Source organism: Burkholderia sp. BCC1047 (assembly GCF_902833155.1).
Taxonomy (GTDB): Bacteria; Pseudomonadota; Gammaproteobacteria; order Burkholderiales; family Burkholderiaceae; genus Burkholderia; species Burkholderia sola.
On record NZ_CADFEH010000052.1, the window covers coordinates 1 to 25,497 of the forward strand.

General features: G+C 66.7%; 21 protein-coding genes and 1 other RNA gene. 15 read left to right on the plus strand and 7 right to left on the minus strand.

Annotated features, from left to right (window positions below; all coding sequences use genetic code 11):
- Positions 1-139: 139 nt before the first annotated feature.
- On the minus strand, positions 140-787 hold the full coding sequence (locus tag HWX55_RS33505; protein WP_175978808.1) for a TetR/AcrR family transcriptional regulator C-terminal domain-containing protein: 648 nt from the start codon (positions 785-787) through the stop codon (positions 140-142).
- Between the two features lie 286 nt (positions 788-1,073).
- Here HWX55_RS33505 and HWX55_RS33510 point away from each other — a divergent pair, with 286 nt between their 5' ends.
- A complete protein-coding gene (locus HWX55_RS33510) occupies positions 1,074-2,495 on the plus strand; it encodes an FAD-dependent oxidoreductase (protein ID WP_175978809.1) in 1,422 nt (473 codons plus the stop codon).
- A 77-nt stretch (positions 2,496-2,572) separates the two neighbouring features.
- Here HWX55_RS33510 and purB read toward each other — a convergent pair whose 3' ends face one another.
- Positions 2,573-3,961, minus strand: a complete 1,389-nt coding sequence (gene purB, locus HWX55_RS33515; protein ID WP_050013818.1) for an adenylosuccinate lyase — start codon at positions 3,959-3,961, stop codon at positions 2,573-2,575.
- A 255-nt stretch (positions 3,962-4,216) separates the two neighbouring features.
- Between purB and HWX55_RS33520 the strand changes: the two genes are divergently transcribed.
- From HWX55_RS33520 to HWX55_RS33545, 6 genes are all read left to right on the plus strand, one after another.
- On the plus strand, positions 4,217-5,182 hold the full coding sequence (locus HWX55_RS33520) for a LysR substrate-binding domain-containing protein (RefSeq protein WP_175978810.1): 966 nt from the start codon (positions 4,217-4,219) through the stop codon (positions 5,180-5,182).
- 276 nt (positions 5,183-5,458) lie between these two features.
- Positions 5,459-6,745, plus strand: a complete 1,287-nt coding sequence (locus HWX55_RS33525) for a Glu/Leu/Phe/Val dehydrogenase (protein WP_050013816.1) — start codon at positions 5,459-5,461, stop codon at positions 6,743-6,745.
- A gap of 218 nt (positions 6,746-6,963) precedes the next feature.
- On the plus strand, positions 6,964-7,857 hold the full coding sequence (locus HWX55_RS33530) for a glutamate/aspartate ABC transporter substrate-binding protein (RefSeq protein WP_050013815.1): 894 nt from the start codon (positions 6,964-6,966) through the stop codon (positions 7,855-7,857).
- A gap of 84 nt (positions 7,858-7,941) precedes the next feature.
- A complete protein-coding gene (locus HWX55_RS33535; RefSeq protein WP_069616754.1) occupies positions 7,942-8,682 on the plus strand; it encodes an amino acid ABC transporter permease in 741 nt (246 codons plus the stop codon).
- On the plus strand, positions 8,682-9,359 hold the full coding sequence (gene gltK / locus HWX55_RS33540; RefSeq protein WP_050013813.1) for a glutamate/aspartate ABC transporter permease GltK: 678 nt from the start codon (positions 8,682-8,684) through the stop codon (positions 9,357-9,359). The genes HWX55_RS33535 and gltK overlap by 1 nt, the downstream gene beginning before the upstream one ends.
- Complete coding sequence (locus HWX55_RS33545; protein ID WP_124594277.1) at positions 9,356-10,081, plus strand: amino acid ABC transporter ATP-binding protein; 726 nt, start codon at positions 9,356-9,358, stop codon at positions 10,079-10,081. The genes gltK and HWX55_RS33545 overlap by 4 nt, the downstream gene beginning before the upstream one ends.
- An 81-nt stretch (positions 10,082-10,162) precedes the next feature.
- Here the strand turns inward: HWX55_RS33545 and HWX55_RS33550 are convergent, their stop codons facing one another.
- On the minus strand, positions 10,163-15,430 hold the full coding sequence (locus HWX55_RS33550; RefSeq protein ID WP_175978811.1) for an autotransporter outer membrane beta-barrel domain-containing protein: 5,268 nt from the start codon (positions 15,428-15,430) through the stop codon (positions 10,163-10,165).
- Between the two features lie 608 nt (positions 15,431-16,038).
- Positions 16,039-16,953 carry a class II glutamine amidotransferase gene (locus HWX55_RS33555; protein WP_175978812.1) on the minus strand — a complete coding sequence of 305 codons (915 nt, stop codon included), beginning with the start codon at positions 16,951-16,953 and terminating at the stop codon, positions 16,039-16,041.
- Between the two features lie 204 nt (positions 16,954-17,157).
- Here HWX55_RS33555 and pyrC point away from each other — a divergent pair, with 204 nt between their 5' ends.
- The gene (pyrC, locus tag HWX55_RS33560) at positions 17,158-18,222 is read left to right on the plus strand and encodes a dihydroorotase (protein WP_175978813.1); all 1,065 of its coding nucleotides are present in this window, start codon (positions 17,158-17,160) and stop codon (positions 18,220-18,222) included.
- Positions 18,223-18,329: 107 nt separating this feature from the next.
- Positions 18,330-18,741, plus strand: an RNA gene (gene rnpB, locus HWX55_RS33565) — RNase P RNA component class A.
- 67 nt (positions 18,742-18,808) lie between these two features.
- Here the strand turns inward: rnpB and HWX55_RS33570 are convergent.
- Together HWX55_RS33570 and HWX55_RS33575 are read right to left on the minus strand one after the other, a co-directional pair.
- Positions 18,809-19,273: an OsmC family protein gene (locus tag HWX55_RS33570; protein WP_074801272.1), complete on the minus strand. Its 465-nt coding sequence runs from the start codon at positions 19,271-19,273 to the stop codon at positions 18,809-18,811.
- 410 nt (positions 19,274-19,683) lie between these two features.
- A complete protein-coding gene (locus HWX55_RS33575) occupies positions 19,684-19,977 on the minus strand; it encodes a DUF1090 family protein (RefSeq protein ID WP_175978819.1) in 294 nt (97 codons plus the stop codon).
- A gap of 312 nt (positions 19,978-20,289) precedes the next feature.
- Between HWX55_RS33575 and rplM the strand changes: the two genes are divergently transcribed.
- From rplM to erpA, 3 genes are all read left to right on the plus strand, one after another.
- A complete protein-coding gene (gene rplM, locus HWX55_RS33580) occupies positions 20,290-20,718 on the plus strand; it encodes a 50S ribosomal protein L13 (protein ID WP_009687896.1) in 429 nt (142 codons plus the stop codon).
- Between the two features lie 10 nt (positions 20,719-20,728).
- Positions 20,729-21,121: a 30S ribosomal protein S9 gene (gene rpsI, locus HWX55_RS33585; protein WP_006476904.1), complete on the plus strand. Its 393-nt coding sequence runs from the start codon at positions 20,729-20,731 to the stop codon at positions 21,119-21,121.
- 216 nt (positions 21,122-21,337) lie between these two features.
- Positions 21,338-21,709 (plus strand): iron-sulfur cluster insertion protein ErpA, encoded by a 372-nt coding sequence (gene erpA / locus HWX55_RS33590; protein ID WP_006759918.1) that lies wholly within the window; start codon positions 21,338-21,340, stop codon positions 21,707-21,709.
- A 107-nt stretch (positions 21,710-21,816) separates the two neighbouring features.
- On the opposite strand, the gene HWX55_RS33595 is transcribed toward erpA, so the two are convergent.
- Complete coding sequence (locus tag HWX55_RS33595; RefSeq protein ID WP_175978814.1) at positions 21,817-22,965, minus strand: anhydro-N-acetylmuramic acid kinase; 1,149 nt, start codon at positions 22,963-22,965, stop codon at positions 21,817-21,819.
- A gap of 142 nt (positions 22,966-23,107) precedes the next feature.
- On the opposite strand from HWX55_RS33595, the gene tyrS reads away from it, so the two are divergent.
- Genes tyrS through HWX55_RS33610 form a run of 3 tightly spaced genes read left to right on the plus strand, consistent with a single transcriptional unit; the run spans position 23,108 to position 25,493 of the window.
- The gene (gene tyrS / locus HWX55_RS33600; RefSeq protein ID WP_050013807.1) at positions 23,108-24,349 is read left to right on the plus strand and encodes a tyrosine--tRNA ligase; all 1,242 of its coding nucleotides are present in this window, start codon (positions 23,108-23,110) and stop codon (positions 24,347-24,349) included.
- Complete coding sequence (gene dtd / locus HWX55_RS33605; protein ID WP_006483442.1) at positions 24,346-24,804, plus strand: D-aminoacyl-tRNA deacylase; 459 nt, start codon at positions 24,346-24,348, stop codon at positions 24,802-24,804. The genes tyrS and dtd overlap by 4 nt, the downstream gene beginning before the upstream one ends.
- A gap of 23 nt (positions 24,805-24,827) precedes the next feature.
- Positions 24,828-25,493 (plus strand): histidine phosphatase family protein, encoded by a 666-nt coding sequence (locus HWX55_RS33610; protein WP_175978815.1) that lies wholly within the window; start codon positions 24,828-24,830, stop codon positions 25,491-25,493.
- Positions 25,494-25,497 lie beyond the last annotated feature (4 nt).

The following is a 25,497-nucleotide window of genomic DNA, read 5'->3' on the forward strand; positions in this document are numbered from 1 at the left end:
GAACGCATTAAGCTCAAGTTGAAAGGGCTGAGTCCCGTGCAATACAGGACTCAGCCCTTGGGCACCTAGTCTTCAACCGTCCAACTTCGTGGGGTCAGTTCATTGCGGGCGCTTTTTTCATTGGCGGGGCGGACGCCGGTCAGGCCGTGTGTGCGCGTTGGGCGATCCCGTCGAGCAGCACGTCGAGCATCGTGTCGTGCACGACCGCCGGATCGAGCTGTGCATAGAGCGGCGCGGCCGACTTGACGAGCGGATGCGCGGCATCGGATAGCGCATGCATTTCCGCGAGCTCGACGTCGTTCGCGGGCCGTGTGAGGCCGCCCGCTTCGGCAGCGGCCAGCCCGATCACGCTCGCGTACCAGCCGACGCATACCGACGGCAGCGCCGCGCGCGGGATGCCGGCGTCGGTCAGCGCGCGATGCACGGCCTCGATGTGCGCGAGATCGGCCGGGCCGGTGCTCATGTGCCGCTGCAGCAGCGCGAACGCGGCCGGGTAGCGCAGCGCGAGCGCGCGGTACTGGCGCGCGAGATCGCGCAGCCGTTCGCGCCACGGCAGGGAAGGATCGACCGGCACGAGCGAGCGCGACAGTGCATTCGCGATCGCGCGGCTCAGGCCGTCCTTCGACTTGAAGTGATACAGCACGCTCATCGGGTCGCAGCCGACCGATTGCGCGAGCTTGCGCACGCTGAACGCGGCTTCGCCGACGTCTTCGAGCAGCGCGAGCGCGGCCGCGACGAGCGCGTCCTTGTCGAGGCCGCGCGGCCCCTGGGCGGGTTTGTCTTTCATCGAGGCGGGCACGTTGGCAGGCCGGCATGGCGCCGGCTGTAAACTTGACGAAAGCTTATTCTACACTGTAGAATTATTTCTGCGGTGTAGAAATTGGGTGTCCCGGCACCTTCAATACGTGCTTTCGCACAGTCCGGGATCCAGGCGGCACGAGCGTGCCGCCGTCAACACGGGCCATCGCGCCCCTTTTCTCGTTGACACCCATGTGGAACCGGCTGCCCCACCCGCGAAGCCTCTCAGCAACGAGGCCCTTCGACAGGCGGCCCAAGACCATGCAAGTGCAATCATGACTTCCCATAACCAACCCCTGATCCGGGGCGAATCGCGTTTCGAGCAAACGCAACTGAGTATCGAAAAAGACAACTGGAACTGGTGCGATCCGGCCCGCTACGACGGCGAACGCCCGGCCAACTGGTACGAAGCGTCGCTGTCGCACCATGAAAACAGCGCGCCGCTCGCGCACGACGCCGTCTGCGACGTGCTCGTGATCGGCGCGGGCTTGCTCGGCGCATCGGCCGCGCTGCATCTCGCGGAAGCGGGCGTCGACACGATCCTCGTCGACAAGCATCACGTCGGCTCGGCCGCGTCGGGCCGCAACGGCGGGCAACTCACGCCCGGCCTCGCGCGCTGGGAAGCCGCCGACATGATCGACCACCTGTCGCACGACGATGCGAAGCGGCTGTGGCGCTTCGCGTCGGCCGAGTCGATGGACCTGATCGACGAAATCGGCGCGCGCTACGCGCTCGATGTCGACCGCAAGCGCGGCCACGTGACGGCGGCGGTTCACCCTGGCCACATGAGCGCGCTGCTCGACGGCGCGGATGCGCGCCGCCATCTCGGCGACGCGGGCGTGACGCTCGTCGGCCGCCATCAGCTGCACGACGAATACGTGCGCTCGGGGCTGTATCACGGCGCGGCGATCGACGCGCTCGGCGGGCAGATCCATCCGCTCGCGCTGGTGCGCGGTCTCGTGCACGGCTTCCGGCTGAACGGCGGCGCGCTGTTCGAGGGCACCGAAGTGCTCGAACTCGACGAGACGCCCGCGGGCGTCGTCGCGACGACGCCGGGCGGCACCATCACCGCGCGCCGCGGCGTCGTGCTCGCGCTGCACAACACGACGTTCCGTTTGCTCGACGACGGCGCGGCGACCACCGTGCCGTTCTTCACGTACGTGAGCGTGACGGCGCCGCTCGACGTCGACGTCGCGACGCTGATGCCGGCCGGCATGCCGGTGTACGACACGCAGTTCCAGATCGACTACTACCGGCCGGTGCGCGGCAACCGCCTGCTGTTCGGCGGGCAGGGCACCGGCAGCTGCTGGGCGCAGTCCGACGTCAACGCGTATCTGCTGACGCGGCTGAACACGGTGTTTCCGCAGCACGACGGACGTTTCGCGCTCGACTACTGCTGGAGCGGCATCAGCGACTTCACGCTGAACGGCGCGACCGACAGCCGCAAGACCGACGGCCGCGTGCCGATGTACATGGTGCAGGGCTGGAGCGGGCACGGCGTCGCGCAGACGGTGCGGATCGGCAAGGCGATCTGCGACGATTTCGTCGGCCGCAACGACGACTTCTCGATGCTCACGGGCATCGACCATCGCGCGATTCCGCTCGGCCGGCAGCTGTCGCCGATCGCGATTCCGGCCGCGAAGGCCGCGATGAGCGTGATGAGCGCGCTGAATCCGGGGCGGATGATTTCGTTCTGATCGGCTGCGGCAGGCAACAAAAAGCCCGATGCGAATGGCTTCGCATCGGGCTTCTTTGCGTGGGGCGACGGCGGCGCTTACGCGATCCGCTTCGCGAGTTCGACGGCCTTGCCGATGTACGACGCCGGCGTCATCGCGAGCAGGCGGTCCTTCGCATCCTGCGGGATCGCCAGCGTGCCGACGAATTCCTGCAGCGCTTCGCGCGTGATGCCCTTGCCGCGCGTCAGTTCCTTCAACTGCTCGTACGGGTTCTCGATGCCGTAGCGGCGCATCACCGTCTGCACGGGCTCCGCGAGCACTTCCCAGCAGTTGTCGAGGTCTTCGTTCAGGCGCTGCGGGTTCACTTCGAGCTTGTCGAGGCCGCGGATCAGCGAGTCGTACGCGAGCAGCGAGTAGCCGAGCGCGACGCCCATGTTGCGCAGCACCGTCGAGTCGGTCAGGTCGCGCTGCCAGCGCGACACCGGCAGCTTGTCGGCGAGGTGACGCAGCGTCGCGTTCGCGAGGCCGAGGTTGCCTTCCGAGTTCTCGAAGTCGATCGGGTTGACCTTGTGCGGCATCGTCGACGAGCCGATTTCGCCGGCCTTCGTCTTCTGCTTGAAGTAGCCGACCGAGATGTAGCCCCATACGTCGCGGTCGAGGTCGAGCAGGATCGTGTTCGCGCGCGCGACGGCGTCGAACAGTTCGGCCATGTAGTCGTGCGGCTCGATCTGGATCGTGTACGGGTTGAACGTGAGCTTCAGGCGGTTCTCGATCACGTCGCGCGAGAACGCTTCCCAGTCGAATTCCGGATACGCCGAGAGATGCGCGTTGAAGTTGCCGACCGCGCCGTTCATCTTGCCGAGGATCTCGACCTTCTCGATGCGCGCGATCGCGCGGGCGAGGCGCGCGGCGACGTTCGCGAGTTCCTTGCCGAGCGTCGTCGGGCTGGCCGGCTGGCCGTGCGTGCGCGACAGCATCGGCTGTTCGGCATGCGCGTGGGCGAGCGCGACGAGGCGCTGGTAGACCGTGCGCAGCGCCGGCAGGATCACGTGTTCGCGCGCGCCGGCGAGCATCATCCCGTGCGACGTGTTGTTGATGTCCTCGGACGTGCACGCGAAGTGGATGAATTCGCTCGCCTTCTCGAGTTCGGCCTGGCCCTTCACCGATTCCTTCAGCCAGTATTCGACGGCCTTCACGTCGTGGTTCGTCACGCGCTCGATTTCCTTGATGCGTGCGGCGTCGTGCGCGGTGAAGCGCTCGGCGAGCTGCAGCAGGAACTGCTCGGAGGCTTCCGAGAAGCGCGGGACTTCCGCGAAGCCGGCGCGCGACAGCGCGATCAGCCAGTGCACCTCGACGGTGACGCGGTGGCGCATGAAGGCGGCTTCGGAGAGCCAGTCGCGCAGCGCTTCGGTCTTGCTGGCGTAGCGGCCGTCGATGGGCGAGAGCGCGGTGAGCGCGAAAAGCGTATCGGGACGAGTGTCGGACATGATCGGGCAGGGCCTTTTGGGGCCGGGGCGAACGAGGGGAGGAGAATCCGGCATTTTACCATCGGCGCGCGTCGATTCCGGCCGAACCGGTCCGGCCGCGTGCGCCGCCGGCGAGCGATGCCCGGGCGGCACGCGAATGGTGTGTCGGCAGGCGCCCGCGCGGGCTCGCCGGGCTGTCCGCCAAGCCGCCGGCCGGGCCCGCCCGCCGGTAGAATGCAGGCTTCTTCCCGACCGCCGCCCGCCGCGCCCGCCTGCATGGAACTGAAATGGCTCGAAGACTTCGTCTCGCTCGCGGAGACGCGCAGCTTTAGCCGGTCCGCCGAGCTGCGGCACGTGTCGCAGCCGGCGTTCTCGCGGCGCATCCAGGCGCTCGAGGCATGGCTCGCGACCGAGCTGATCGATCGTTCGGTCTATCCGACGCGGCTCACGCAGGCCGGGCAGATCTTCTACGAGCAGGCGCTGACGATACTGTCGCAGGCGCACGAGGCGCGCACGCTGCTGCGCGGCCACGTCGGCGCGCCGGTGCCGACGATCGAATTCGCGGTGCCGCACACGCTGTCGCTCACGTATTTCCCGCGCTGGCTCGAGCGGATCGAGGCGAAGATGGGCCAGGTGCACACGCGGCTGCGCGCGCTGAACGTGCACGACGCGGTGCTGTCGCTCGTCGAAGGCGGCTGCGACCTCGTGATGGGCTACCACCACCCGAGCCACCCGGTCGCGCTCGACCCGGCGCGCTACGACATGCTGGTCCTCGGCAGCGAGCCGATCAGCCCGTTTTCGGCGCCCGGCCGCGCGGGCCGGCCGCGCCATACGCTGCCGGGCACGGCCGACGCGCGCGTGCCGTACCTGTCGTATACGCCGAACGCGTATCTCGGCCGGATGACCGAAGTCATCATCGCGAACGCGCCGACGCGGCTGTTTCTCGATCGCGTGTACGAAACCGACATGGCCGAAGGGCTGAAGGCGATGGCGCTCGCGGGCCACGGCGTCGCGTTCCTGCCGCACAGCGCGGTCGACGATGCGGTCGCGGGCGGCCGGCTGATCCGCCTCGACCGGTCGGCGCGCGGCGGCGCGCATCCGTTCACGCTGACGATGGAGATCCGGCTGTACTGCGACAAGCTCGCGCTGCAGGGCGACGATCCGCGGCAGAAGCTCGTGCGCGCGCTGTGGGACGTCGTGCGCGACGAATTGCGCGAGACCACCGGCGATACTGCCGGTTAACCGCCGGCGGTTAATCCGGCCGGCCGGGTCACCCGACTGACTGCGCCCTCGCAGCGCCGGCCGGACCGCTGTCCGGCGGCGGGCCCCCGCCGGTCCCATCCGGTTTTCCACGAACGCGATGCACGGCCGATCGCGGGCGTTCTTGCGCGAATCGACCGTGGATTTGCGAAAAATCGCGATCATGCAAGAAACGCATAATCGAATAAACAAACGGCATTGGATAAAAAAAAGGGGTTTTTCGACAATGTGCGCAATCCGTTGAACGTTGGAGTGTCCATGTCTTCGCAACAGCAGTCCATCCCGTCCTACCTGCACGCCGACGATCTCGGCCCGTGGGGCAACTACCTTCAGCAGGTCGATCGCGTCGCGCCGTACCTCGGTTCGCTGTCGCGCTGGCTCGAAACGCTGAAGCGTCCGAAGCGCATCCTGATCGTCGACTGCCCGATCGAGCTCGACAACGGCACCGTCGCGCACTTCGAAGGCTATCGCGTGCAGCACAACGTGTCGCGCGGCCCGGGCAAGGGTGGCGTGCGCTACCACCAGGACGTGACGCTGTCGGAAGTGATGGCGCTGTCCGCATGGATGTCGGTGAAGAACGCGGCCGTGAACGTGCCGTACGGCGGTGCGAAGGGCGGCATCCGCGTCGACCCGCGCAAGCTGTCGCGTGGTGAGCTCGAGCGCGTGACGCGCCGCTACACCAGCGAAATCGGCATCATCATCGGGCCGAACACCGACATTCCGGCGCCGGACGTCAACACCAACGAACAGGTGATGGCGTGGATGATGGACACGTACTCGATGAACCAGGGCCAGACGTCGACCGGCGTCGTGACCGGCAAGCCGATCGCGCTCGGCGGTTCGCTCGGCCGCAAGGAAGCGACGGGCCGCGGCGTGTTCGTCGTCGGCTGCGAAGCGGCGAAGAAGAAGGGCCTCGAGATCGAAGGCGCGCGCATCGCGGTGCAGGGCTTCGGCAACGTCGGCGGCATCGCGGCGAAGCTGTTCCAGGAAGCGGGCTCGAAGGTGATCGCGGTGCAGGATCACACGGGCACGATCTACCAGCCGGCCGGCCTCGATTCGAACAAGCTGCTCGACCACGTCGCACGCACGGGCGGCGTCGCGGGCTTCGAAGGCGCCGAGCCGATGCCGAACGACGAGTTCTGGACGGTCGAGACCGACATCCTGATCCCGGCGGCGCTGGAAAACCAGATCACCGAGAAGAACGCGGCGAAGATCCGCACGAAGATCATCGTCGAAGGCGCGAACGGCCCGACGACGACCGCGGCGGACGACATCCTGAGCGCGAACGGCGTGCTCGTGATCCCCGACGTGATCGCGAACGCCGGTGGCGTGACCGTGTCGTACTTCGAGTGGGTGCAGGATTTCTCGAGCTTCTTCTGGACGGAAGACGAGATTAACCATCGTCTCGAGCGCGTGATGCGCGAAGCGTTCGCCGGCGTGTGGGCGGTCGCGGAAGAGCACAAGGTGACGGTGCGTACGGCGGCGTTCATCGTCGCGTGCAAGCGCATCCTGATGGCGCGCGAAATGCGCGGCCTCTACCCCTGATCATCGACCATGAAAGATTCATGACGCAATCCACCCGATTGCGGATGTGAACCCTCGCGGGCGGTGCCGAATCCGGCACCGCCCGCGCGCGCATCTGGCGCGCCGGAGCCGGGAGGACGGCTTCGCACAGGGCGATTCGTAGTGCGGTAAACAACCAGTACTTTCAAAAATATTACTTTGATACACTGGCGCGGGTTTTAGCCAAGGAGATGACCAAAATGAAATACCACAAGGCAGTCCTGATGGCCGCGGCGCTGTGCGCGTTCGCAAGCGGCGCGCATGCTCAGGAGACTGGCACGCTGAAGAAGATCAAGGACACGGGCGTGATCGCGCTGGGCCACCGCGAATCGTCGATTCCGTTCTCCTACTACGACCAGAACCAGCAGGTGGTCGGCTATTCGCGCGAATTCCAGCTGAAGATCGTGGACGCGGTGAAGAAGAAGCTGAGCCTGCCGAACCTGCAGGTGAAGAACATCCCCGTCACGTCGCAGAACCGCATCCCGCTCGTGCAGAACGGCACGGTCGACATCGAGTGCGGCTCGACGACCAACAACCTCGAGCGTCAGCAGCAAGCCGCGTTCTCCGACACGATTTTCGTGATCGGCACGCGCCTGATGACGAAGAAGGATTCGGGCGTCAAGGATTTCGCCGACCTGAAGGGCAAGACGGTCGTGACGACCGCCGGCACGACGTCGGAGCGCCTGCTGCGCAAGATGAACAACGACAAGCAGCTCGGCATGAACATCATCAGCGCGAAGGATCACGGCGATTCGTTCAACACGCTGGAATCGGGTCGCGCGGTCGCGTTCATGATGGATGACGCGCTGCTCGCGGGCGAGCGCGCGAAGGCGAAGCAGCCGGGCGAATGGGTGATCGTCGGCACGCCGCAATCGGAAGAGGCTTACGGCTGCATGATGCGCAAGGGCGACGCCGACTTCAAGAAGGTCGTCGACGACGCGATCTCGCAAGTCGAGAAGTCGGGCGAAGCCGCGAAGATCTACGCGAAGTGGTTCGAGAACCCGATCCCGCCGAAGGGGCTGAACCTGAACTTCCCGCTGTCCGAGTCGATGAAGAAGCTGTACGCGAACCCGAACGACAAGGCGCTCGACTGACCACACGGCCGTTGATGCAGAAATGACGCTACTGAAACGGAAGAGGCGCTGCTTCTTCCGTTTCTTTTTGCTGGAGTCTTGCCCATGTCTTACCACTGGAACTGGGGCATCTTTCTGAGCCCCGTGTCGACCGGCGAGCCGACGACTTATTTCGGATGGCTGATGTCCGGCTTCTGGGTGACGATCGAAGTGTCGCTCGTCGCCTGGGTCATCGCGCTGATCGTCGGGTCGCTGTTCGGCGTGCTGCGCACCGTGCCGAACAAGTGGCTCGCCGCGATCGGCACCGTGTACGTGTCGATCTTCCGGAACATCCCGCTGATCGTGCAGTTCTTCGTCTGGTATCTCGTGATACCCGAGTTGCTGCCCGCATCGATCGGCACCTGGATCAAGCAGTTGCCGCCCGGCACGCAGTTCTTTACCGCGTCGATCGTCTGTCTCGGCCTGTTCACCGGTGCGCGCGTGTGCGAACAGGTGCGCTCGGGCATCAACGCGCTGCCGAAGGGCCAGCGCGCGGCCGGCCTCGCGATGGGCTTCACGCAATGGCAGACGTACCGCTACGTGCTGCTGCCCGTCGCGTACCGGATCATCGTGCCGCCGCTCACGTCGGAATTCCTGAACATCTTCAAGAACTCCGCCGTCGCGTCGACGATCGGCCTGCTCGACCTGTCCGCGCAGGCGCGCCAGCTCGTCGACTACACCGCGCAGACCTACGAGTCGTTCATCGCCGTGACGCTCGCGTACGTGGTCATCAACCTCGTCGTGATGGCGTTCATGCGCTGGATCGAAGGCCGTACGCGGCTGCCCGGCTACATCGGAGGCAAGTGATGCATCAGTTCGACTGGAGTAGTATTCCCGGCGCGCTGCCGACGCTGTGGTCCGGTGCGATCGTCACGTTCAAGATCACGCTGATCGCGATCGTGGTCGGCATCGTCTGGGGCACGCTGCTGGCGCTGCTGCGGCTGTCCGGCGTGAAGCCGCTTGCGTGGTTCGCGAAAGCGTACGTGACGGTGTTCCGCTCGATCCCGCTCGTGATGGTGCTGCTGTGGTTCTTCCTGATCGTGCCGCAGTTGCTGCAGGGTGTGCTCGGGCTGTCGCCGACGATCGACATCCGCCTCGCATCGGCGATGGTCGCGTTCTCGTTGTTCGAAGCCGCGTATTATTCCGAGATCATCCGCGCCGGCATCCAGGCGGTGCCGCGCGGGCAGGTGAATGCCGCGTTCGCGCTCGGCATGAACTACGCGCAGGCGATGCGCCTCGTGATCCTGCCGCAGGCGTTCCGCGCGATGGTGCCGCTGCTGCTCACGCAGGCAATCGTCCTGTTCCAGGATACGTCGCTCGTGTACGTGATCAGTCTCGCGGACTTCTTCCGCACGGCCGCCAACATCGGCGATCGCGACGGCACGACCGTCGAGATGGTCCTGTTCGCCGGCGCATGCTATTTCGTGATTTGCTCGTTGGCGTCTGCTCTCGTCAAGGGTCTCCAGAAAAAGGTCACAAGATGATTTCCATCAAGAACGTTTCGAAGTGGTACGGCCAGTTTCAGGTCCTCTCCGAATGCACGACCGAGGTCAAGAAAGGCGAAGTGGTCGTCGTGTGCGGCCCGTCGGGCTCCGGCAAGTCGACGCTGATCAAGACCGTGAACGGCCTCGAGCCGTTCCAGCAGGGCGAGATCCTCGTGAACGGCCAGTCGGTCGGCGACAAGAAGACGAACCTGTCGAAGCTGCGCTCGAAGGTCGGGATGGTGTTCCAGCATTTCGAGCTGTTCCCGCACCTGTCGATCACCGAGAACCTGACGCTCGCGCAGATCAAGGTGCTCGGCCGCGGCAAGGACGAGGCGAACGAGAAGGGCATGAAGCTGCTCGATCGCGTCGGCCTGAAGGCGCATGCGCACAAGTTTCCGGGCCAATTGTCGGGCGGCCAGCAGCAGCGTGTCGCGATCGCGCGCGCGCTGTCGATGGACCCGATCGCGATGCTGTTCGACGAGCCGACGTCCGCGCTCGATCCGGAGATGATCAACGAAGTGCTCGACGTGATGGTCGAACTCGCGCAGGAAGGGATGACGATGATGGTCGTCACGCACGAGATGGGCTTCGCGAAGAAGGTCGCTCACCGCGTGATCTTCATGGACAAGGGCGCGATCGTCGAGGACGACCGCAAGGACGATTTCTTCTCGAATCCGAAATCGGAACGCGCGAAGGACTTCCTCGCGAAGATCCTGCACTGAGCGTTCGCGCGTTTTGCGCGCACCCATGCGAAAACCGCCCGGCAGGCCGCCGGGCGGTTTTTTTTCGTCCGCGGCCGGGCGTTACCAGCTGTACCGGTAGCCGACCTGCCCGACGATCCCGCGCCGGTAATCGCCGCCGATGTTGCGCGCGATCTTCGCGTTCGCGTACAACTCGCCGGACTTGCCGAAGCCGGCGGTCACGCCGACGCCGAGCTCGTACCAGGTGCGCCCGAGATGCGTCGCGAACGGCGTGCCGCCGACGACGGTTTGCCCCGGCGACAGGAAGTCGTGAAGCACGTCGGCCGTGAAGTACGGCGTCGCGGCGCTGCCGCCCGCGCTCGACTGGAGGTTCGGCCGGAAGATGCGCACGCCGACGCGGCCGCGCAGCGCATTCGTCGTCGTGCCCGATACGGCCGACACGTTGTCGTTGAACCCGTTCAGCTTCAGATACTGATACATCAGTTGCGCCTGCGGCTCGACCGCGACCGGCAACGCGCCGATCGCGAACGGCTTGCCGACTTCCTGCGACAGCGCGACGCCGAAGCCGTTCTGCGACGCTTCGTTGCCGTAGCTGTCGCGATAGCGGTTGCCGTAGTGCGTGACCTGCCCGACGCTGTCGAAGTAGGTGCCGTCAGACAGGTAGCGCGTCCAGTAGCCGCCGACGCTCTGCGCGTGCATCTCGACCGAGCCGGTCGACGTCGACAGGTTGGGCGAGCCCGCGCGCGCCATGTCGCTGAAGCTCGCGTTCGACACGCCGATGCTGGCCGTCACGCCCGCATGCGTGCTGCCGGCGCCGTTCGGCGCCTGGTCGACAGTCCAGTCCTTGCCGAACTGCGCGAAGAACGTGCGTTCGTCGGCCGAGAAACGGCCCGCGTTCGCATCGAGGCTCTGGCCGCCGATGCGCCCCCACACGCCGTCGCGATTGCCGGGCTGCTGCTGCTCGACGTTGTAGATGTCGCCGACGCGTTCGTGCAGCTTGCCGAGCGTCGAGAAGCCATAGTCGACGTTCAGCAGCGGGGTCATCGCGTAGCCGGAAACGCCCGGACGATACGCGAGCGTGCCGCCGTTGCCGTTGATGCCGCCGTCGCCGCCGCCGGACGGGTGGATCGGGTCGCCGGGGTCGGTCGGGTCGAGCTGCGAACGCAGGTACCAGCCGTTCGCATCGCCTTGCCCGCCGCGATAGAGCCGGTACTCGTATGCGCCCGCTTGCACCGGGCCCGCGAGATGGAACGCCGACGCGGCGGTCGTGCCGCCGTTGGCCGTGACGACCACCGGAATCCCGTCGCCGGTCGTCTGCGCGCCGGTGCCGGCCGTGTTGGCGATCTTCAGGCCGGTCGTGCCGCTCGCCGCGCCGCCGTTCACGATCAGCCGGTCGGTCGGCGACGCGTCGGCGCCGAGATACGTGTTCAGCGCGATCGTGCCGCCGTTGCCCACGTAGCCGCCGGTCGTCAGCGTCTTGTAGCTGCCGGTCAGCGTCGGCGAGCCGGTCGGCGCGGCGAACGCGACGAGGCCCGCGTTGTTCAGGCTGCTCAGCACCGAGCTGCCCGTCATGCGCCACGTGCTCGTGCCGTCGACCGTCAGCGCGACCGGGTCGATCTTCCCGGTCAGCGTCGTGCCGTTCGCGAGGAACACGTTGCCGGTGCTCGACGCGTCGGAAACGATGTCGCCCGCGAGGTTCGCCGCCGATGCATTGAACGTCACGTTGCTGCCGTTCGCGAGGTTCAGCAGCGTGCCGTTGCCGGCCGTCACGACCGTACCGTTGCGCACCGCGATGTCGGCCATGCCGCCGCGCGCGGCGAAGGCCGGCCCGGTGGCGGACGTCACGCTGCCGCCGTCGACGAGCACCGAGCTGGTCGCGCCGTTCGCGAGCGTGTCCGACGTCAGCACGCCGGCCGTCGCGCCCGTGAGCGCCGTGCCGGTCAATGCGAGCACGCCGCCGCTGTTCGCGGTTGCGCCGTTGCCGGCGGCGCTGGCGAGCGACGAACCCGTAGCGGCGATGCGGCCGCCGTTTTGCGCGACGACGCCATCGGCCGCGGCACCCGATGCGGAAATCTTCGCGCCCGACAGCAGGGCCGTCGCGCCGCCGTCCATGACGATCGCATGGGCGTTCGTGCCGGTCGTCGCGACGGTCGTTCCGTTGGCCGCGAGCGTGGAATCGGCCCCCGACACGAACAGGCCGCGCGCGTCGGCGCCGCTCGTGCGGACGACCGTGGTCGCATCGGCCGCGATGTGCGCGCCGGCGCCGGTCGACGTGACGCCGGCGGCGCCGTTGCCGGTCGTCGCGATCTGCGTGCCGGACAGCGCGACCGTTGCATTCGCACCGAGGTTGCGGATCCCGCTGCCCGAGCCGCCGACCGCGATCGACGTCGCGCCGGCCGCGATGCCGCCGCCGGTGACCGTCGCGTCGATCAGCACGCCGTCGGCGCTGCCGTTCGCGATGACGGTGCCGGCGCCCGACAGCGCGACCGATGCGCCGGCGCCCGTCAGGCGCACGCCCGCGACGCCGTCGTCGGCTTCGATCGAACCCGCGTTGGCGAGCGTGGCCGACGCACCCTGCACGAGCGCGCCCGTGCCGTTGGCGACGCGGATCGTCGACGCGTTGTTCACCGTGCCGAGCGTGCCGGCCACGACGCCCGTCGAGCCCGCGCCGGTCAGCAGCACCGTGCTGCGGTTCTCGAGCGTGCCGAGGTTTTGCGCGACGAAGCCGGTCACGCCGGCGGTCGACGACGTGACGGCGGCATTGTTGGTCAGCGTCGTCGCGACCGGCGCGCCGGCGTTCGCGCCGGCGAGGTCGTGCGCCTGGCCGTCGACGATGCCCGCGGTCGCGCCGGCCGCGTTCAGGTCGATCGTCGCACCCGCGTCGATCGTGCCCTTCGCGCCGCCTTCCACGGCGATCGCGACGCCGTTCGCGCCGTTGACGTGGTAGACCGCGTTGCCGGTCGACAGCGTGGTGCCGGCGTCGGTCGCGAGTACGCCGCGCGAGCGCTGGCCGTTGACGTCGGTCGTCAGCGTGCCGGCCGCCGACGCGCCCGTGTAGGCCGCGCCGCCCGCGACGCGGAACAGCGTCGAGTCGTCGGTGTCGACGCTCAGGTGCTGCGCGGCGACGTTGATTTTCGAGCCTGCGCCATATGCGTAGAAGCCGATCTGGTTCGTGCCGGACATGAAGGCCGGCACCGCGTTCGCGCCGACGTCGATCGTCGCGCCCGAGCGGGCATGCACGCCGATCGCGCCGGTGCCCGTCAGGTTCAGCGCGCCGTCGAGCGTGGCCTTCGCGAGCGGCCCTTCGGCCCAGACGCCGTAGTTGCGTGTGTCCGACGCGGGGTCGAGGCCGCCGGCCACGTCGATCGTGCCGGTCGACGTCGCGGTCGTCGCGTGCGTGCCGGTGCCAACGACCATGATGCCGATGCCGTTCACGCCATTCAGCGTGATCGTGCCCGTGTTGGTCACGGTCGCGGCGGTGTCGGCGGCGAGCATGCCGACGTTGGCGAGCGGCGTGCCGGGCGCGGCGCCGTTGACGACGATCGCGCCCGCGTTGGTCAGCGTGCCGGAAGTGGAGCCGATGCTCGCCAGCGCGGCGCCGTTCTGCGTCTGCGAGCCGATCACGATCGTGCCGAGGTTGCTCGCGGTGCCCGACGCGCCGAGCAGGATGCCGTACGCGTGCGCGGACAGCGCGACGTCGTTTGCCGCCTGGCCGGGCGCGTACTGCGCAGCGCGGCCCAGATAGATCGTGCCGCTTGCTTCGTTCGTGAAGCTGCCGCCGGCGACGAGACCGCCGATCGCCTGGCTATCGAGCGTCGTCGCGTTGACGCCGACGTTGATCGTGCCGGCGTTCGACGCGCGCGCGCCGTCCGTCGCGGCCACCGCGTAGTTCTGCAGGTCGGGACGGTTGCCGTCGAGCGTCCAGGCGCCGACGTTCATCACGCCGTTGTTCGCGAACGTGGTGCCCGCGCCGCTCGCGTACACGCCGTTGCCCTCGGTGTACGCGTGGAAGCCGAAATTGTCGGGTGGCGTGCTGCCGCTCGTGTCGACGTTGTTGCCGGACGCGTAGCCGGACGAGATCGCGCCGTTGTTGACGCCGCTCGCGCCGCTCAGCAGGCGCACCAGCGTGAAGTCGCCCGACAAGCGTCCGTCGTTGACGAAGTGTGCGCCGTTTTCCGCGAGCACGGCCGAGCTCGATTCGATCGTGTTGGTGCCGCGGAAGTCGATCTGGCCATCCTTGCCGATGTGCAGCGTCGCGTTCGCGCCCGTGCCGTGCATCACCGACAGGTGATCGATCGGCAGCGTGTTCTTGTCGCCGGCGGACACGTTGTTCGCGTACTGGAAGGTTTGCTGCGAGAACGTGACGGCCTGGCCGAACGCGGTGTCGTAGGCGGCCTGCGAGCCGAGCGCGCCGCTCTGGACCGAGCGCACGAGAAAGTCGTTGTAGGCGGCGAGCGATGCGGCATCGGTGACGGTCCAGCGACTGCCGTCGAACGCGGTGAAGGCGCCCGCATAGGCCGGCACGTCGAGCTGGAGCTGGCCGACCGGGCCGCCGCTGGCGAGATAGTCGCCGGTGCCGAGCCAGATCTGGTTGCGGGAATTCCAGTTGACGACGCTTTTTGCCGCACCGGTGCCGTCCGCGAAGGTCAGGTCGGTCTGCTTCGGTGCGATCGAGATCGCGTTGCCGGTCGCGTCGGGCGCATTCGCGGCATTGCCGATCGACACGTTCAGCGTGCCGCCGGTGTTGTCGACGGTGCCGAGCCGCGTGTTCACGTACTGGCCTCCGTTCACGTCGTGGTACACGGGCACGTTGGTCGAGCCGGCCGTCGATGCGGCGAATTCGGCCGAGTTGTAGGTGGCGACCGACGTGTGGGCGGCCGTGATCGAGTCGGGCGTGCTGACGCTTTGCGTCTTGCCGCCGAGCGAGACCAGCGGCTGGTTCGGGTTGCCCGACACGAGGGTCGCGCTGCCGAGCGGCGTCAGCGTATAGCCCGGGTCGCCGGGGACGCCCGTCCATGCGCCTGCCACGCCGACCGTGTCGCCGCCCGACACGGTCGTGGCGCCGGCCAGGTTGTCGTTGACGGTCGGGCTGAAACTGCCGAGTGCGCAGGTGCCGCCGCTCGCGACGGTCGCGCCGTCGCCGCACGTCGATGCGTGCGCCACGCCGGTCGACAGCGCGGCCAGCGCGGCCCCGAGCGCCGCGACGCGCAGCGGCGAGCGGCGTGCCGCGTGGTGCGCCACCTTGTGCGCGGTGCGGCGGCTCGAGCCCGCTTCGCTGCCCGAGCGCTTGCCGCGCGCCCGAGCCGTTTCCGCCACCGCGACCCAGCAGCCGGCGGCGTCGCTCCATATCGATCGAAATGAGTGATTCACGACATACCCCTCTTTCTTCTTTTGACGTGGCATTCGCCGCGATTCGGCGAATTCGCATTCCGCGGTGGGGAAATGATCCGAAGGGGCGTGCGGCGGCTGTGGCTGCGTGTCGCGCCAATCGTGTTTCGTTACACCGAGGATGGGGCGAGTCTACTGATTCGGGCAGTCGTCGATTATCGAGAAAGGGGAAACTGTAATGATTCGAACCGTAATGCGTTGTATTTTTGATTTGTGTGGTTGATCGAACCGAAAGCCATGGTGGTGGCGGGTTTGAGGGGATTTCTTTGAAAATTGGCAGGACTGCTGGAGTCGGTGGGATAGCGCACGGTTTCGGCGGGTGACGCGCGATAAAATGCGGGCCCGGGATTTTTGTTTTAATTGACGGTTATTTTGTCCGCTTCATCTTTTACTTATTTTCACTTGTAAATTAATAAAATCAAGCGAATGTTGCGTGACGTCGATTCGTTGCGCCGGTGGTGGCGAAAATAAAACCGTATTGGCCGGAGCCGGGCGATTTGCGTCGATGACGGGCGTCGTCGGACGCATCGTATGACGCACGCACGGCAAGCAGGAAGCGAGCAGAAAGCGGACGCGGCCGATGCCGCGCTTCAGAAATCGATCGCGTCGTCGGCATCGCCGTCGGCCGCGGTGGCGAGCGCTTCGCGCACCGCCGTGCGCGGCGCGGACGCCGACGCGTCGAGCGACGGGTTGCGCAGCTTCTCGAGCACGCGCTCGGGCACCGGAATCTGCATCCGCGCGGCGACGTCGCCGCACTGGAACATGATCAACTCGCCCGGCTCGAATGCGGTCCAGACTTCGTTGTCGGTGAGCGGCTGCGTCGCGATCACCGCGACGCGATCCTCGGGCGTCGTGTATTTCGCGAAGTCGATCGACAGGTCTTCGTCGACGAGATGCGCGGTCGAGAACGGCCAGCGCCGCACGAGATAGTGCAGCCGCGTCGAGCAGTGCGCGAAGAGCGCCTGGCCGTTCGACATCAGGAAATTGAACACGCCGTGATCGGTGATGCCGCGCGTCAGTTCGCCGACCCGCTCGAACAGCTCGGGCAGCGGCGGCTGCGCGCCGGGAAAGGCTTCGCGCAGCCCCTGCATCAGCACGCAGAACGCCTGTTCGCTGTCGGTCGTGCCGACCGGATGGTAGACGCTGCCGTCCATGTCCGGTGCGTAGTCCTGCAGGTCGCCGTTATGCGCGAAGATCCAGTGCCGGCCCCACAGCTCGCGCATGAACGGATGGCTGTTCTCGAGCAGGATGTGCCCTTGCGTCGCCTTGCGGATGTGCGCGATCGTGTTCTTGGACTTGATCGGGTAGCGCTTCACCATTTCGGCGATCGGCGACGTGGCCGAGGCCTGGTGATCGATGAAGAGGCGGCAGGCCTTGTCTTCGAAGAACGCGATGCCCCAGCCGTCGGCATGGTGATCGGTGAGCCCGCCCCGGGCCGCGAAACCTGTGAAGGAGAATGTGACGTCCGTCGGCGCGGCGCAGTTCATTCCAAGGAGTTGGCACATTTTACGTGGGGCGGCAGGCTGAAGCGGGGGTAACGAACCGGGCGAACCCCGGTACAATGCGGCTTCTAGCATATCACCGAGCCCTGAGCGGTAAAAAGCGGATTCCGCTGGCCAAAGGCCCCGTGTTGCGGTTTGCCGTCAATCGGCCCGTGCACGCGCGTTCCGGCCCCGCCGATCGCAAGCCCGTTCCTCACGACGCCTCCTATGACTGCCTCGAACGCTTCCTCCCCGGCGACGCTTTCGCTCGCCCGTCCCGACGACTGGCACCTGCACCTGCGCGACGGCGACATGCTCGCCGCCGTGCTGCCGCACACCGCCCGCCAGTTCGGCCGCGCCATCGTCATGCCGAACCTGAAGCCGCCGGTCACGACCACCGCGCAGGCGCAGGCCTATCGTGCGCGCATCCTTGCCGCGCTGCCGGCCGGGATGACGTTCGAACCGCTGATGACGCTGTACCTGACCGACAACACGCCGCCCGACGAAATCCGCCGTGCCCGCGAAAGCGGCTTCGTGCACGGCGTGAAGCTGTATCCGGCAGGCGCGACGACGAATTCCGACCATGGCGTCACCGATCTCGCGAAATGCGCGAAGACGCTCGAGGCGATGCAGGAAACCGGCATGCCGCTGCTCGTGCACGGCGAGGTGACCGATGCGTCGATCGACCTGTTCGACCGCGAAAAGGTGTTCATCGACCGCGTGATGACGCCGCTGCGCCGCGATTTCCCGGGGCTGAAGGTCGTGTTCGAGCACATCACGACGAAGGACGCGGCCGACTACGTGCGCGATGCGGACGCGGCGCCCGGTCTGCTCGGCGCGACGATCACCGCGCATCACCTGCTGTACAACCGCAACGCGCTGTTCGTCGGCGGGATTCGCCCGCATTACTACTGCCTGCCGGTGCTCAAGCGCGAGACGCATCGCGTGGCGCTGGTCGAGGCCGCGACGTCGGGCAACCCGCGCTTCTTCCTCGGCACCGACAGCGCGCCGCATGCGCGCGGCGCGAAGGAAACCGCGTGCGGCTGCGCGGGCTGCTACACGGCGCTGCACGCGCTCGAACTGTACGCGGAAGCATTCGACACCGCCGACGCGCTCGACAAGCTGGAAGGGTTCGCGAGCTTCTTCGGCGCCGATTTCTACGGGCTGCCGCGCAGCGCCGAGACGGTCACGCTGCGCCGCGAGGCGTGGGAGCTGCCGCGCGAGATCTTCGCGGGCGATACGCCGGTCGTGCCGCTGCGCGGCGGCGAGGCGATCGGCTGGAAACTCGCGTGAGCGGCGCGCCGCCGCGCGAACCCGGTCGCGTCGATCCGGCCGTGTTTCGCCGTGGCGGCGGCTCGCGCGCTGCCGACCGCGACGCGCAGTGCTAGAATGCGCGTCGCAAAGCAGGCCAGGCAGTCGCGGCCTCGCCGCCTTCGGGCGCGCGGGGGCGAGGAAAGTCCGGACTCCACAGGGCAGGGTGATGGCTAACGGCCATCCGTGGCGACACGCGGAACAGGGCAACAGAAAGCAAACCGCCGATGGCCCGGCGCAAGCCGGGATCAGGTAAGGGTGAAACGGTGCGGTAAGAGCGCACCGCGGCGACGGCGACGTTCGCCGGCACGGTAACCTCCACCCGGAGCAATTCCAAGTAGGCAGGCGCGCATTTTCGGATGCAGGACGGGGCCCCCGTCTCGTCTGCGGGTAGGAAGCTTGAGCGCGTCAGCAATGGCGCGCCTAGAGGAATGACTGCCACGCGTTGCGCGCTTCGGCGCGCGGCGTGCACAGAATCCGGCTTATCGGCCTGCTTTGCCGCTCGAATGCGAAAGGGCCGGCGCTCCCTGCGGAGCGCCGGCCCTTTTTTCATGCGCGCGCCGCGCGATCAGGCGGCGACGATGTCGAACGAATGCGTGAGTTCGGCCGTTTTCGCGATCATGATCGACGCGGAGCAATACTTGTCGTGCGACAGGTTGATCGCGCGCTCGACCGTGGCCGGGTTCAGGTTGCGGCCGGTGACCGTGAAGTGGAAGTGCACCTTCGTGAACACCTTCGGATCTTCGCTCGCGCGCTCGGCCTTCAGCGTGACCGAGCAGCCGCTCACTTCCTGGCGGCTCTTCTTCAAGATCAGCACGACGTCGTAAGCCGTGCAGCCGCCGGTGCCGAGCAGCACCATCTCCATCGGACGCGGCGCGAGGTTGTGGCCGCCGCCTTCGGGCGCGCCGTCCATCGTGACGAGATGCCCGCTGCCGGTCTCGGCGGAAAACGCCATGCCGTCCTGGCCCATCCAGCTTACTTTGCATTCCATGCTTGCGCTCCAGCGTTGCCTGATTCGGATTCGATCCGGCATTGTAGCCCGCGGCGCAACGGTCGGCTGATGCGCTGCAAGACGAGCAATGCCGGCGCCGAGCGAGCGGCGCGGCGAGCGGCGATTTCCCTGCTGAATTTAGGGGTTTTGCTCTAGATGCGGGCGGTTCGAAGTCGTGCGTGACGCACTTATGTACTTGATTTTGAATGGAAATTCATTTGCGTAAGCTTTTCGACTGGTATCCCATATCGTGGGAGTCGATTTCGTAATGCAAATTTTCTTGTGGAGTCGGTCGGGCATTCGTATAATGAGTCTCATTGGTTGTCGCGCTGCGGCAACCTCCGAATGTCTCCTCCACCCTCCTCCTGAGGTGGATTAAGCCCGAACCAGCCGTTCGGGCTTTTTTTCGTCCCATGCAAACATCGGCGCGCGGCTTGCGCGCGCCGGCACCGTCACGCGGGCTGTCGCGCGGCCGGCTGCGACGTCGCGTCCGGCGTGCCGCGCGAGTCGGCCTCCGGCGCCGGTGCAGGGGCGGCCGACGCGTGGCCGCGTGCGCAGAAGTGGCGGACGCGTTCGCGCACCGCGCGCAGGCGCACGATGCGGTCTTCGGCATGGGCGGTTCGGGCTTCGGCGATGCGTGCATCGAGCGCGTCGAGCTTGGCTTCGCAGCCGGACGCGGCGACGGCCGGCGCCGCGGCGGCCAGCAGCGCGGCCGCGAGGAAGGGCGTAAGTCGTTGTTTCATCATGCTGGTTTGTTGTTTTTTCGGGTTTGGCCGGTCTGGCGCGGCAAGGTCATGTGCCGCGCGTCGATGGGTGCCGCCGCAGGCGCTCGGTTCGCCTGGCTTGTCGGGGCACGACCGGATTTTGGCCCATTTCGGCCGCCGCGAACACGGGGCGTGGATTCTCTTTGACCACGCAGCCGTATTTCCTTTATAATTCAGGGCTTTTCCGCATTCATGCCCACGGAAAAAGAACAGGGAGAGCCTGCACCGCGCCTCGAAGCGCACACAGACAAGCAGGAAGAACACATCGGGCAAAGCATTTTTTTTGGATCGATCATGAAGACGTTTTCCGCAAAAGCCCATGAGGTGACGCGCGAATGGTACGTGATTGACGCGACGGATAAGGTTCTCGGCCGTGTTGCCAGCGAAGTGGCACGCCGTCTGCGCGGCAAGCACAAGCCTGAGTTCACCCCGCACGTCGACACTGGTGATTTCATCATCATCATCAACGCGAGCAAGTTGAAGGTCACGGGCAACAAGACGCTGGACAAGAAGTACTACCGTCACTCGGGCTACCCGGGCGGTATCTATGAAACGACGTTCGGCAAGATGCAAGAGCGCTTCCCGGGCCGCGCGCTCGAGAAGGCGGTCAAGGGCATGCTGCCGAAGGGCCCGCTCGGCTACGCGATGATCAAGAAGCTGAAGGTCTACGCAGAAGCGACGCATCCGCACTCGGCTCAACAGCCGAAGGCGCTCGAGATCTAAGGGGACCCACATGATCGGTAACTGGAACTACGGTACGGGCCGCCGCAAGAGCGCAGTCGCACGTGTCTTCATCAAGGCTGGCAAGGGCGACATCATCGTCAACGGCAAGCCCATCGCTGACTACTTCTCGCGCGAAACGTCGCTGATGATCGTGCGTCAACCGCTGGAACTCACGAACCACGGCCAGACGTTCGACATCAAGGTGAACGTCAACGGCGGCGGCGAAACGGGTCAGGCAGGCGCAGTGCGCCACGGCATCACCCGTGCACTGATCGACTACGATGCGACGCTCAAGCCGTCGCTGTCGAGCGCAGGCTTCGTCACGCGCGATGCGCGTGAAGTCGAGCGTAAGAAGGTCGGTCTGCGCAAGGCACGCCGCGCAAAGCAGTTCTCGAAGCGTTAATTCCGCTTCATGGCCTCGCCGCCTTCGGGCGGCGTCCGCCGGAAAAACCGCCAGCGTTCACGCTGGCGGTTTTTTTATGCCCGCTTCCGGGCCGCTGCGGCGGCCCCCGCGCGGGCACGTTTGATGAAATCGACAAGAACCTATTGATTTCATGGACATCAGCACGATCTTCTGATCGGCCCTACAATAGCGGCTAAAGCTTTTTGGAGAGTTCGAATGAACGCTGTTACCGAATCCGCAGCAACGACGACCGATATGCCGCTGCCGTTCGTCTTCACCGACGCCGCGGCCGACAAGGTCAAGCAACTGATCGACGAAGAGGGCAATCCCGACCTCAAGCTGCGCGTGTTCGTGCAGGGTGGCGGCTGCTCCGGCTTCCAGTATGGCTTCACGTTCGACGAGGAAGTCAACGAGGACGACACCGTGATGAACAAGAACGGCGTCCAGCTCCTGATCGACTCGATGAGCTACCAGTACCTGGTCGGCGCCGAGATCGACTACAAGGACGACCTCAACGGCGCCCAGTTCGTGATCAAGAATCCGAACGCGACCACCACCTGCGGGTGCGGTTCGTCGTTCTCGGTCTGAGCGCACGGCAGATCCGCGCCGGTTCGCCGGAATGAAAAACGGGGCTTCATGCCCCGTTTTTTTATACGTGCCCGCCTTGTAGCGCTCGCCGCGCGGCGAGTATCGCATCAGCGCGGATAGAGCGCGCCAAGCACGCGGTTCCCGGCTGCGCCGGTGACCGTCGCGAGATTGCCGGGCTGGCGCGCGGTGAAGCGGTACGCGAGCCACGCGAACGCGAGCGCTTCGACCTGCTGCGGCGGCACGCCGAGCGCGGCCGTCGTGTCGACGGTGGCCGGCACGCCGGCCTCGCGCAGCGCGTGCCGGAGTGCATCGAGCAGCACCGGGTTGCGTGCGCCGCCGCCGCATACGAACACGGCCTTGCAGCCCGGTGCGTGCTGCGCGATTTCGCGTGCGACCGACACCGCGGTGAGCGCGGTGAGCGTGGCTTGCACGTCCTCCGGCGCCACCTGCGCGAACGCGGCGAGCTTCGTATCGAGCCACGCGGGATTGAACAGGTCGCGTCCGGTGCTTTTCGGCGGCGGCGCGGTGAAATACGGTTCGTCGAGCAACGTGTCGAGCAGCGGCGCGTGGACGGTGCCGCGTGCGGCGAACTTGCCGCCGTCGTCGTACGGCTTGCCCAGATGGCGGGTCGCCCACGCATCGATCAGCGCATTCGCCGGGCCGCAGTCGAAGCCGCACACGTCGCCGCCCGCGTCGGGCAGGATCGTGATGTTGCTGATCCCGCCGAGATTGCAGACGACCCGCGTTTCGCCCGGCGCGCCGAACACCGTCGCATGGAACGCCGGCGCGAGCGGCGCGCCGTGGCCGCCGGCGGCCACGTCGCGGCTGCGGAAATCGGCGATCACGTCGACCTGGGTCAGCTCGGCGAGCAGCGCCGGATTGTTGAGCTGGCGCGTATAGCCGCGCTCGGGGCGATGGCGCACCGTCTGGCCATGCACGCCGATCGCGCGGATCTCGTCGCGCGACAGCCCGGCCGTGCGCTGCAATTCATGGCAGCACACCGCATAGCGCGTGACGAGCGCATTCGCCGCGAGCGATTCGCGGTCGATCTCGTTGTCGCCGGGCTGCTGCAGCGCGAACAGCGCGTCGCGCAGCGATTGCGCGAAGCCGACGAACGCTTCCGCGAGCACGACCGGCGCGCGGCCGGCCTCGAAACGCACGGCGACGCCGTCGACGCCGTCCATGCTGGTTCCAGACATCAGCCCGAAGTAGATGCCGTCTGCCGGATGGGCATGCTGCGGCGGTCGTTGCGGCACGTTGGGTTCTCCTGGATCGTGCGGCGCGGGCCGGTCCCGCGCGCCTTGCGCCCGATTATCCGCGCAACGTGACGCGTCGTTAAGCGATGCGCGCGCAAGTTATGGGAAAATCCCTGTTTTTGCGACATTCTTCCTGGCACCGATGAGCACCGAACCCAGTTCCAAGCCCGTTTTCCCGATCACCGACGAAGTCCGGCATGCGCTCGCCGTCACGAAGCGCGGCGTCGACGAGTTGCTGATCGAGGAAGAGTTCGCGCAGAAGCTCGCGCGCAGCGCAGCCACCGGCACGCCGCTTCGCATCAAGCTCGGCCTCGATCCGACCGCACCGGACATCCACATCGGCCATACGGTCGTGCTGAACAAGATGCGCCAGCTGCAGGACCTCGGCCATACGGTGATCTTCCTGATCGGCGATTTCACGTCGCTGATCGGCGACCCGTCGGGCCGCAACGCGACGCGCCCGCCGCTCACGCGCGAGCAGATCGAATCGAACGCGAAGACCTACTTCGAGCAGGCTGCGCTCGTGCTCGATCGCGACAAGACCGAGATCCGCTACAACAGCGAATGGTCGATGCCGCTCGGCGCGGACGGGATGATCAAGCTCGCGTCGCGCTACACGGTCGCGCGGATCCTCGAGCGCGAGGATTTCACGAAGCGCTTCCAGGGCGGCGTGCCGATCTCGATCCACGAATTCCTGTACCCGCTGATGCAGGGCTACGATTCGGTCGCGCTGAACGCCGATCTCGAACTCGGCGGCACCGACCAGAAGTTCAACCTGCTGGTCGGCCGCGAACTGCAGAAGCAGTACGGCCAGGAACAGCAGTGCATCCTGACGATGCCGCTGCTCGAAGGCCTCGACGGCGTCGAGAAGATGTCGAAGTCGAAGGGCAATTACGTCGGCATCAGCGAGAAGCCGACCGACATGTTCGGCAAGCTGATGAGCATCTCGGACACGCTGATGTGGCGTTACTTCGAGCTGCTGTCGTTCCGTAGCCTCGATGAAATCGCCGGCTTCAAGCGCGACGCCGAAGGCGGCCGCAACCCGCGCGACTTCAAGGTGCTGCTCGCGCAGGAAATCGTCGCGCGATTCCATTCGCAGGCCGACGCCGAGCGCGCGCTCGAGGACTTCAACCACCGCGCGAAGGGCGGCGTGCCGGACGACATTCCGTCCGTCACGCTGGCCGGCGCGCCGCTGGCGATCGGCCAGTTGCTGAAACAGGCAGGCCTCGTGCCGTCGACGAGCGAAGCGCTGCGCAACATCGATCAGGGCGGCGTGAAGATCGACGGCGCGACCGTGTCCGACAAGGGCCTGAAGGTCGAGGCCGGCGAATTCGTCGTGCAGGTCGGCAAGCGCCGCTTCGCACGCGTCACGCTGACCGCATGATCGCGCTGATCCAGCGCGTGACGCGCGCCGACGTGCGCGTCGGCGGCCGGACGACCGGCGAGATCGGCGCGGGGCTGCTCGCGCTGGTCTGCGCGGAGCGCGGCGATACCGAGGCCGCGGCCGACAAGCTGCTCGCGAAGCTGCTCGGCTACCGCGTGTTCAGCGACGCAGCCGGCAAGATGAACCTGCCGGTATCGAACATCGACGGCGAAGGCCGCGCGGGCGGCCTGCTGCTCGTGTCGCAGTTCACGCTCGCGGCCGATACCAACAGCGGGCTGCGTCCGAGCTTCACGCCGGCCGCGCCGCCCGACGAAGGCGCGCGGCTGTTCGACTATTTCGTCGCGGCCGCGCGGGCGCGCCATCCCGTCGTCGAGACGGGCGAGTTCGGCGCCGACATGCAGGTGTCGCTCGTCAACGACGGCCCCGTGACGTTCTGGCTGCAAGTGCGGCCCTGATTCTTCCCCGGAGGCGTGCCGCGATGGCCACCACGCAGATTCTTTTCATCCGCCATGGCGAGACGGCCTGGAACCGTATCAAGCGCATCCAGGGGCATATCGACATCCCGCTGGCCGATACGGGGCTCGCGCAAGCGCAGCGGCTGGCTGCGCGGCTCGGCCGGGAGGCGCGCGACGGCGCGCGGATCGACGCGGTGTATTCGAGCGACCTGATGCGTGCGCAACAGACCGCCCAACCGTTTGCCGATGTGCTCGGGCTGCCGCTGCTGCTGCGCGAAGGGTTGCGCGAACGCTCGTACGGCGCGTTCCAGGGGCACGACAGCACCGAGATCGAGGCGCTGTTTCCGGATGCATATGCGGCGTGGCAGACGCGCGATCCCGGCTTCGCGCCGGAGGGCGGCGAGTCGCAGCGCGAGTTTTATCACCGCGTGCTGCATGCGGTCGAACCGATCGTCGCCGCGCATCCGGGCGGCCGGATCGCGTGCGTCGCGCACGGCGGCGTGCTCGATTGCGTGTATCGCTTCGCGAACGGGATCGAGCTGTCGGCGCCGCGCAACTATCAGTTGCTCAATACCAGCATCAACATCGTCGATTACGCGGATGGCCGCGCGCAGGTCGTGCAATGGGCCGACGTATCGCACCTCGAAGCCGCGAGCGACGATGACGACGGGTACCGCAAGGTGCTCTGAGCAC

Excerpts from the sequence above, each read along its gene's own strand:
- HWX55_RS33545 (WP_124594277.1), top strand. The coding sequence starts at position 9,356 with ATGATTTCCATCAAGAACGTTTCGAAGTGGTACGGCCAGTTTCAGGTC.
- HWX55_RS33525 (WP_050013816.1), top strand. The coding sequence starts at position 5,459 with ATGTCTTCGCAACAGCAGTCCATCCCGTCCTACCTGCACGCCGACGAT.
- HWX55_RS33510 (WP_175978809.1), top strand. The coding sequence starts at position 1,074 with ATGACTTCCCATAACCAACCCCTGATCCGGGGCGAATCGCGTTTCGAG.
- HWX55_RS33570 (WP_074801272.1), bottom strand. The coding sequence starts at position 19,273 with ATGCCGGATCGAATCCGAATCAGGCAACGCTGGAGCGCAAGCATGGAA.
- dtd (WP_006483442.1), top strand. The coding sequence starts at position 24,346 with ATGATCGCGCTGATCCAGCGCGTGACGCGCGCCGACGTGCGCGTCGGC.
- tyrS (WP_050013807.1), top strand. The coding sequence starts at position 23,108 with ATGAGCACCGAACCCAGTTCCAAGCCCGTTTTCCCGATCACCGACGAA.
- HWX55_RS33530 (WP_050013815.1), top strand. The coding sequence starts at position 6,964 with ATGAAATACCACAAGGCAGTCCTGATGGCCGCGGCGCTGTGCGCGTTC.
- rpsI (WP_006476904.1), top strand. The coding sequence starts at position 20,729 with ATGATCGGTAACTGGAACTACGGTACGGGCCGCCGCAAGAGCGCAGTC.
- HWX55_RS33555 (WP_175978812.1), bottom strand. The coding sequence starts at position 16,953 with ATGTGCCAACTCCTTGGAATGAACTGCGCCGCGCCGACGGACGTCACA.
- HWX55_RS33505 (WP_175978808.1), bottom strand. The coding sequence starts at position 787 with ATGAAAGACAAACCCGCCCAGGGGCCGCGCGGCCTCGACAAGGACGCG.
- HWX55_RS33535 (WP_069616754.1), top strand. The coding sequence starts at position 7,942 with ATGTCTTACCACTGGAACTGGGGCATCTTTCTGAGCCCCGTGTCGACC.
- HWX55_RS33520 (WP_175978810.1), top strand. The coding sequence starts at position 4,217 with ATGGAACTGAAATGGCTCGAAGACTTCGTCTCGCTCGCGGAGACGCGC.
- HWX55_RS33610 (WP_175978815.1), top strand. The coding sequence starts at position 24,828 with ATGGCCACCACGCAGATTCTTTTCATCCGCCATGGCGAGACGGCCTGG.
- HWX55_RS33575 (WP_175978819.1), bottom strand. The coding sequence starts at position 19,977 with ATGATGAAACAACGACTTACGCCCTTCCTCGCGGCCGCGCTGCTGGCC.
- rplM (WP_009687896.1), top strand. The coding sequence starts at position 20,290 with ATGAAGACGTTTTCCGCAAAAGCCCATGAGGTGACGCGCGAATGGTAC.
- erpA (WP_006759918.1), top strand. The coding sequence starts at position 21,338 with ATGAACGCTGTTACCGAATCCGCAGCAACGACGACCGATATGCCGCTG.
- pyrC (WP_175978813.1), top strand. The coding sequence starts at position 17,158 with ATGACTGCCTCGAACGCTTCCTCCCCGGCGACGCTTTCGCTCGCCCGT.
- gltK (WP_050013813.1), top strand. The coding sequence starts at position 8,682 with ATGCATCAGTTCGACTGGAGTAGTATTCCCGGCGCGCTGCCGACGCTG.
- purB (WP_050013818.1), bottom strand. The coding sequence starts at position 3,961 with ATGTCCGACACTCGTCCCGATACGCTTTTCGCGCTCACCGCGCTCTCG.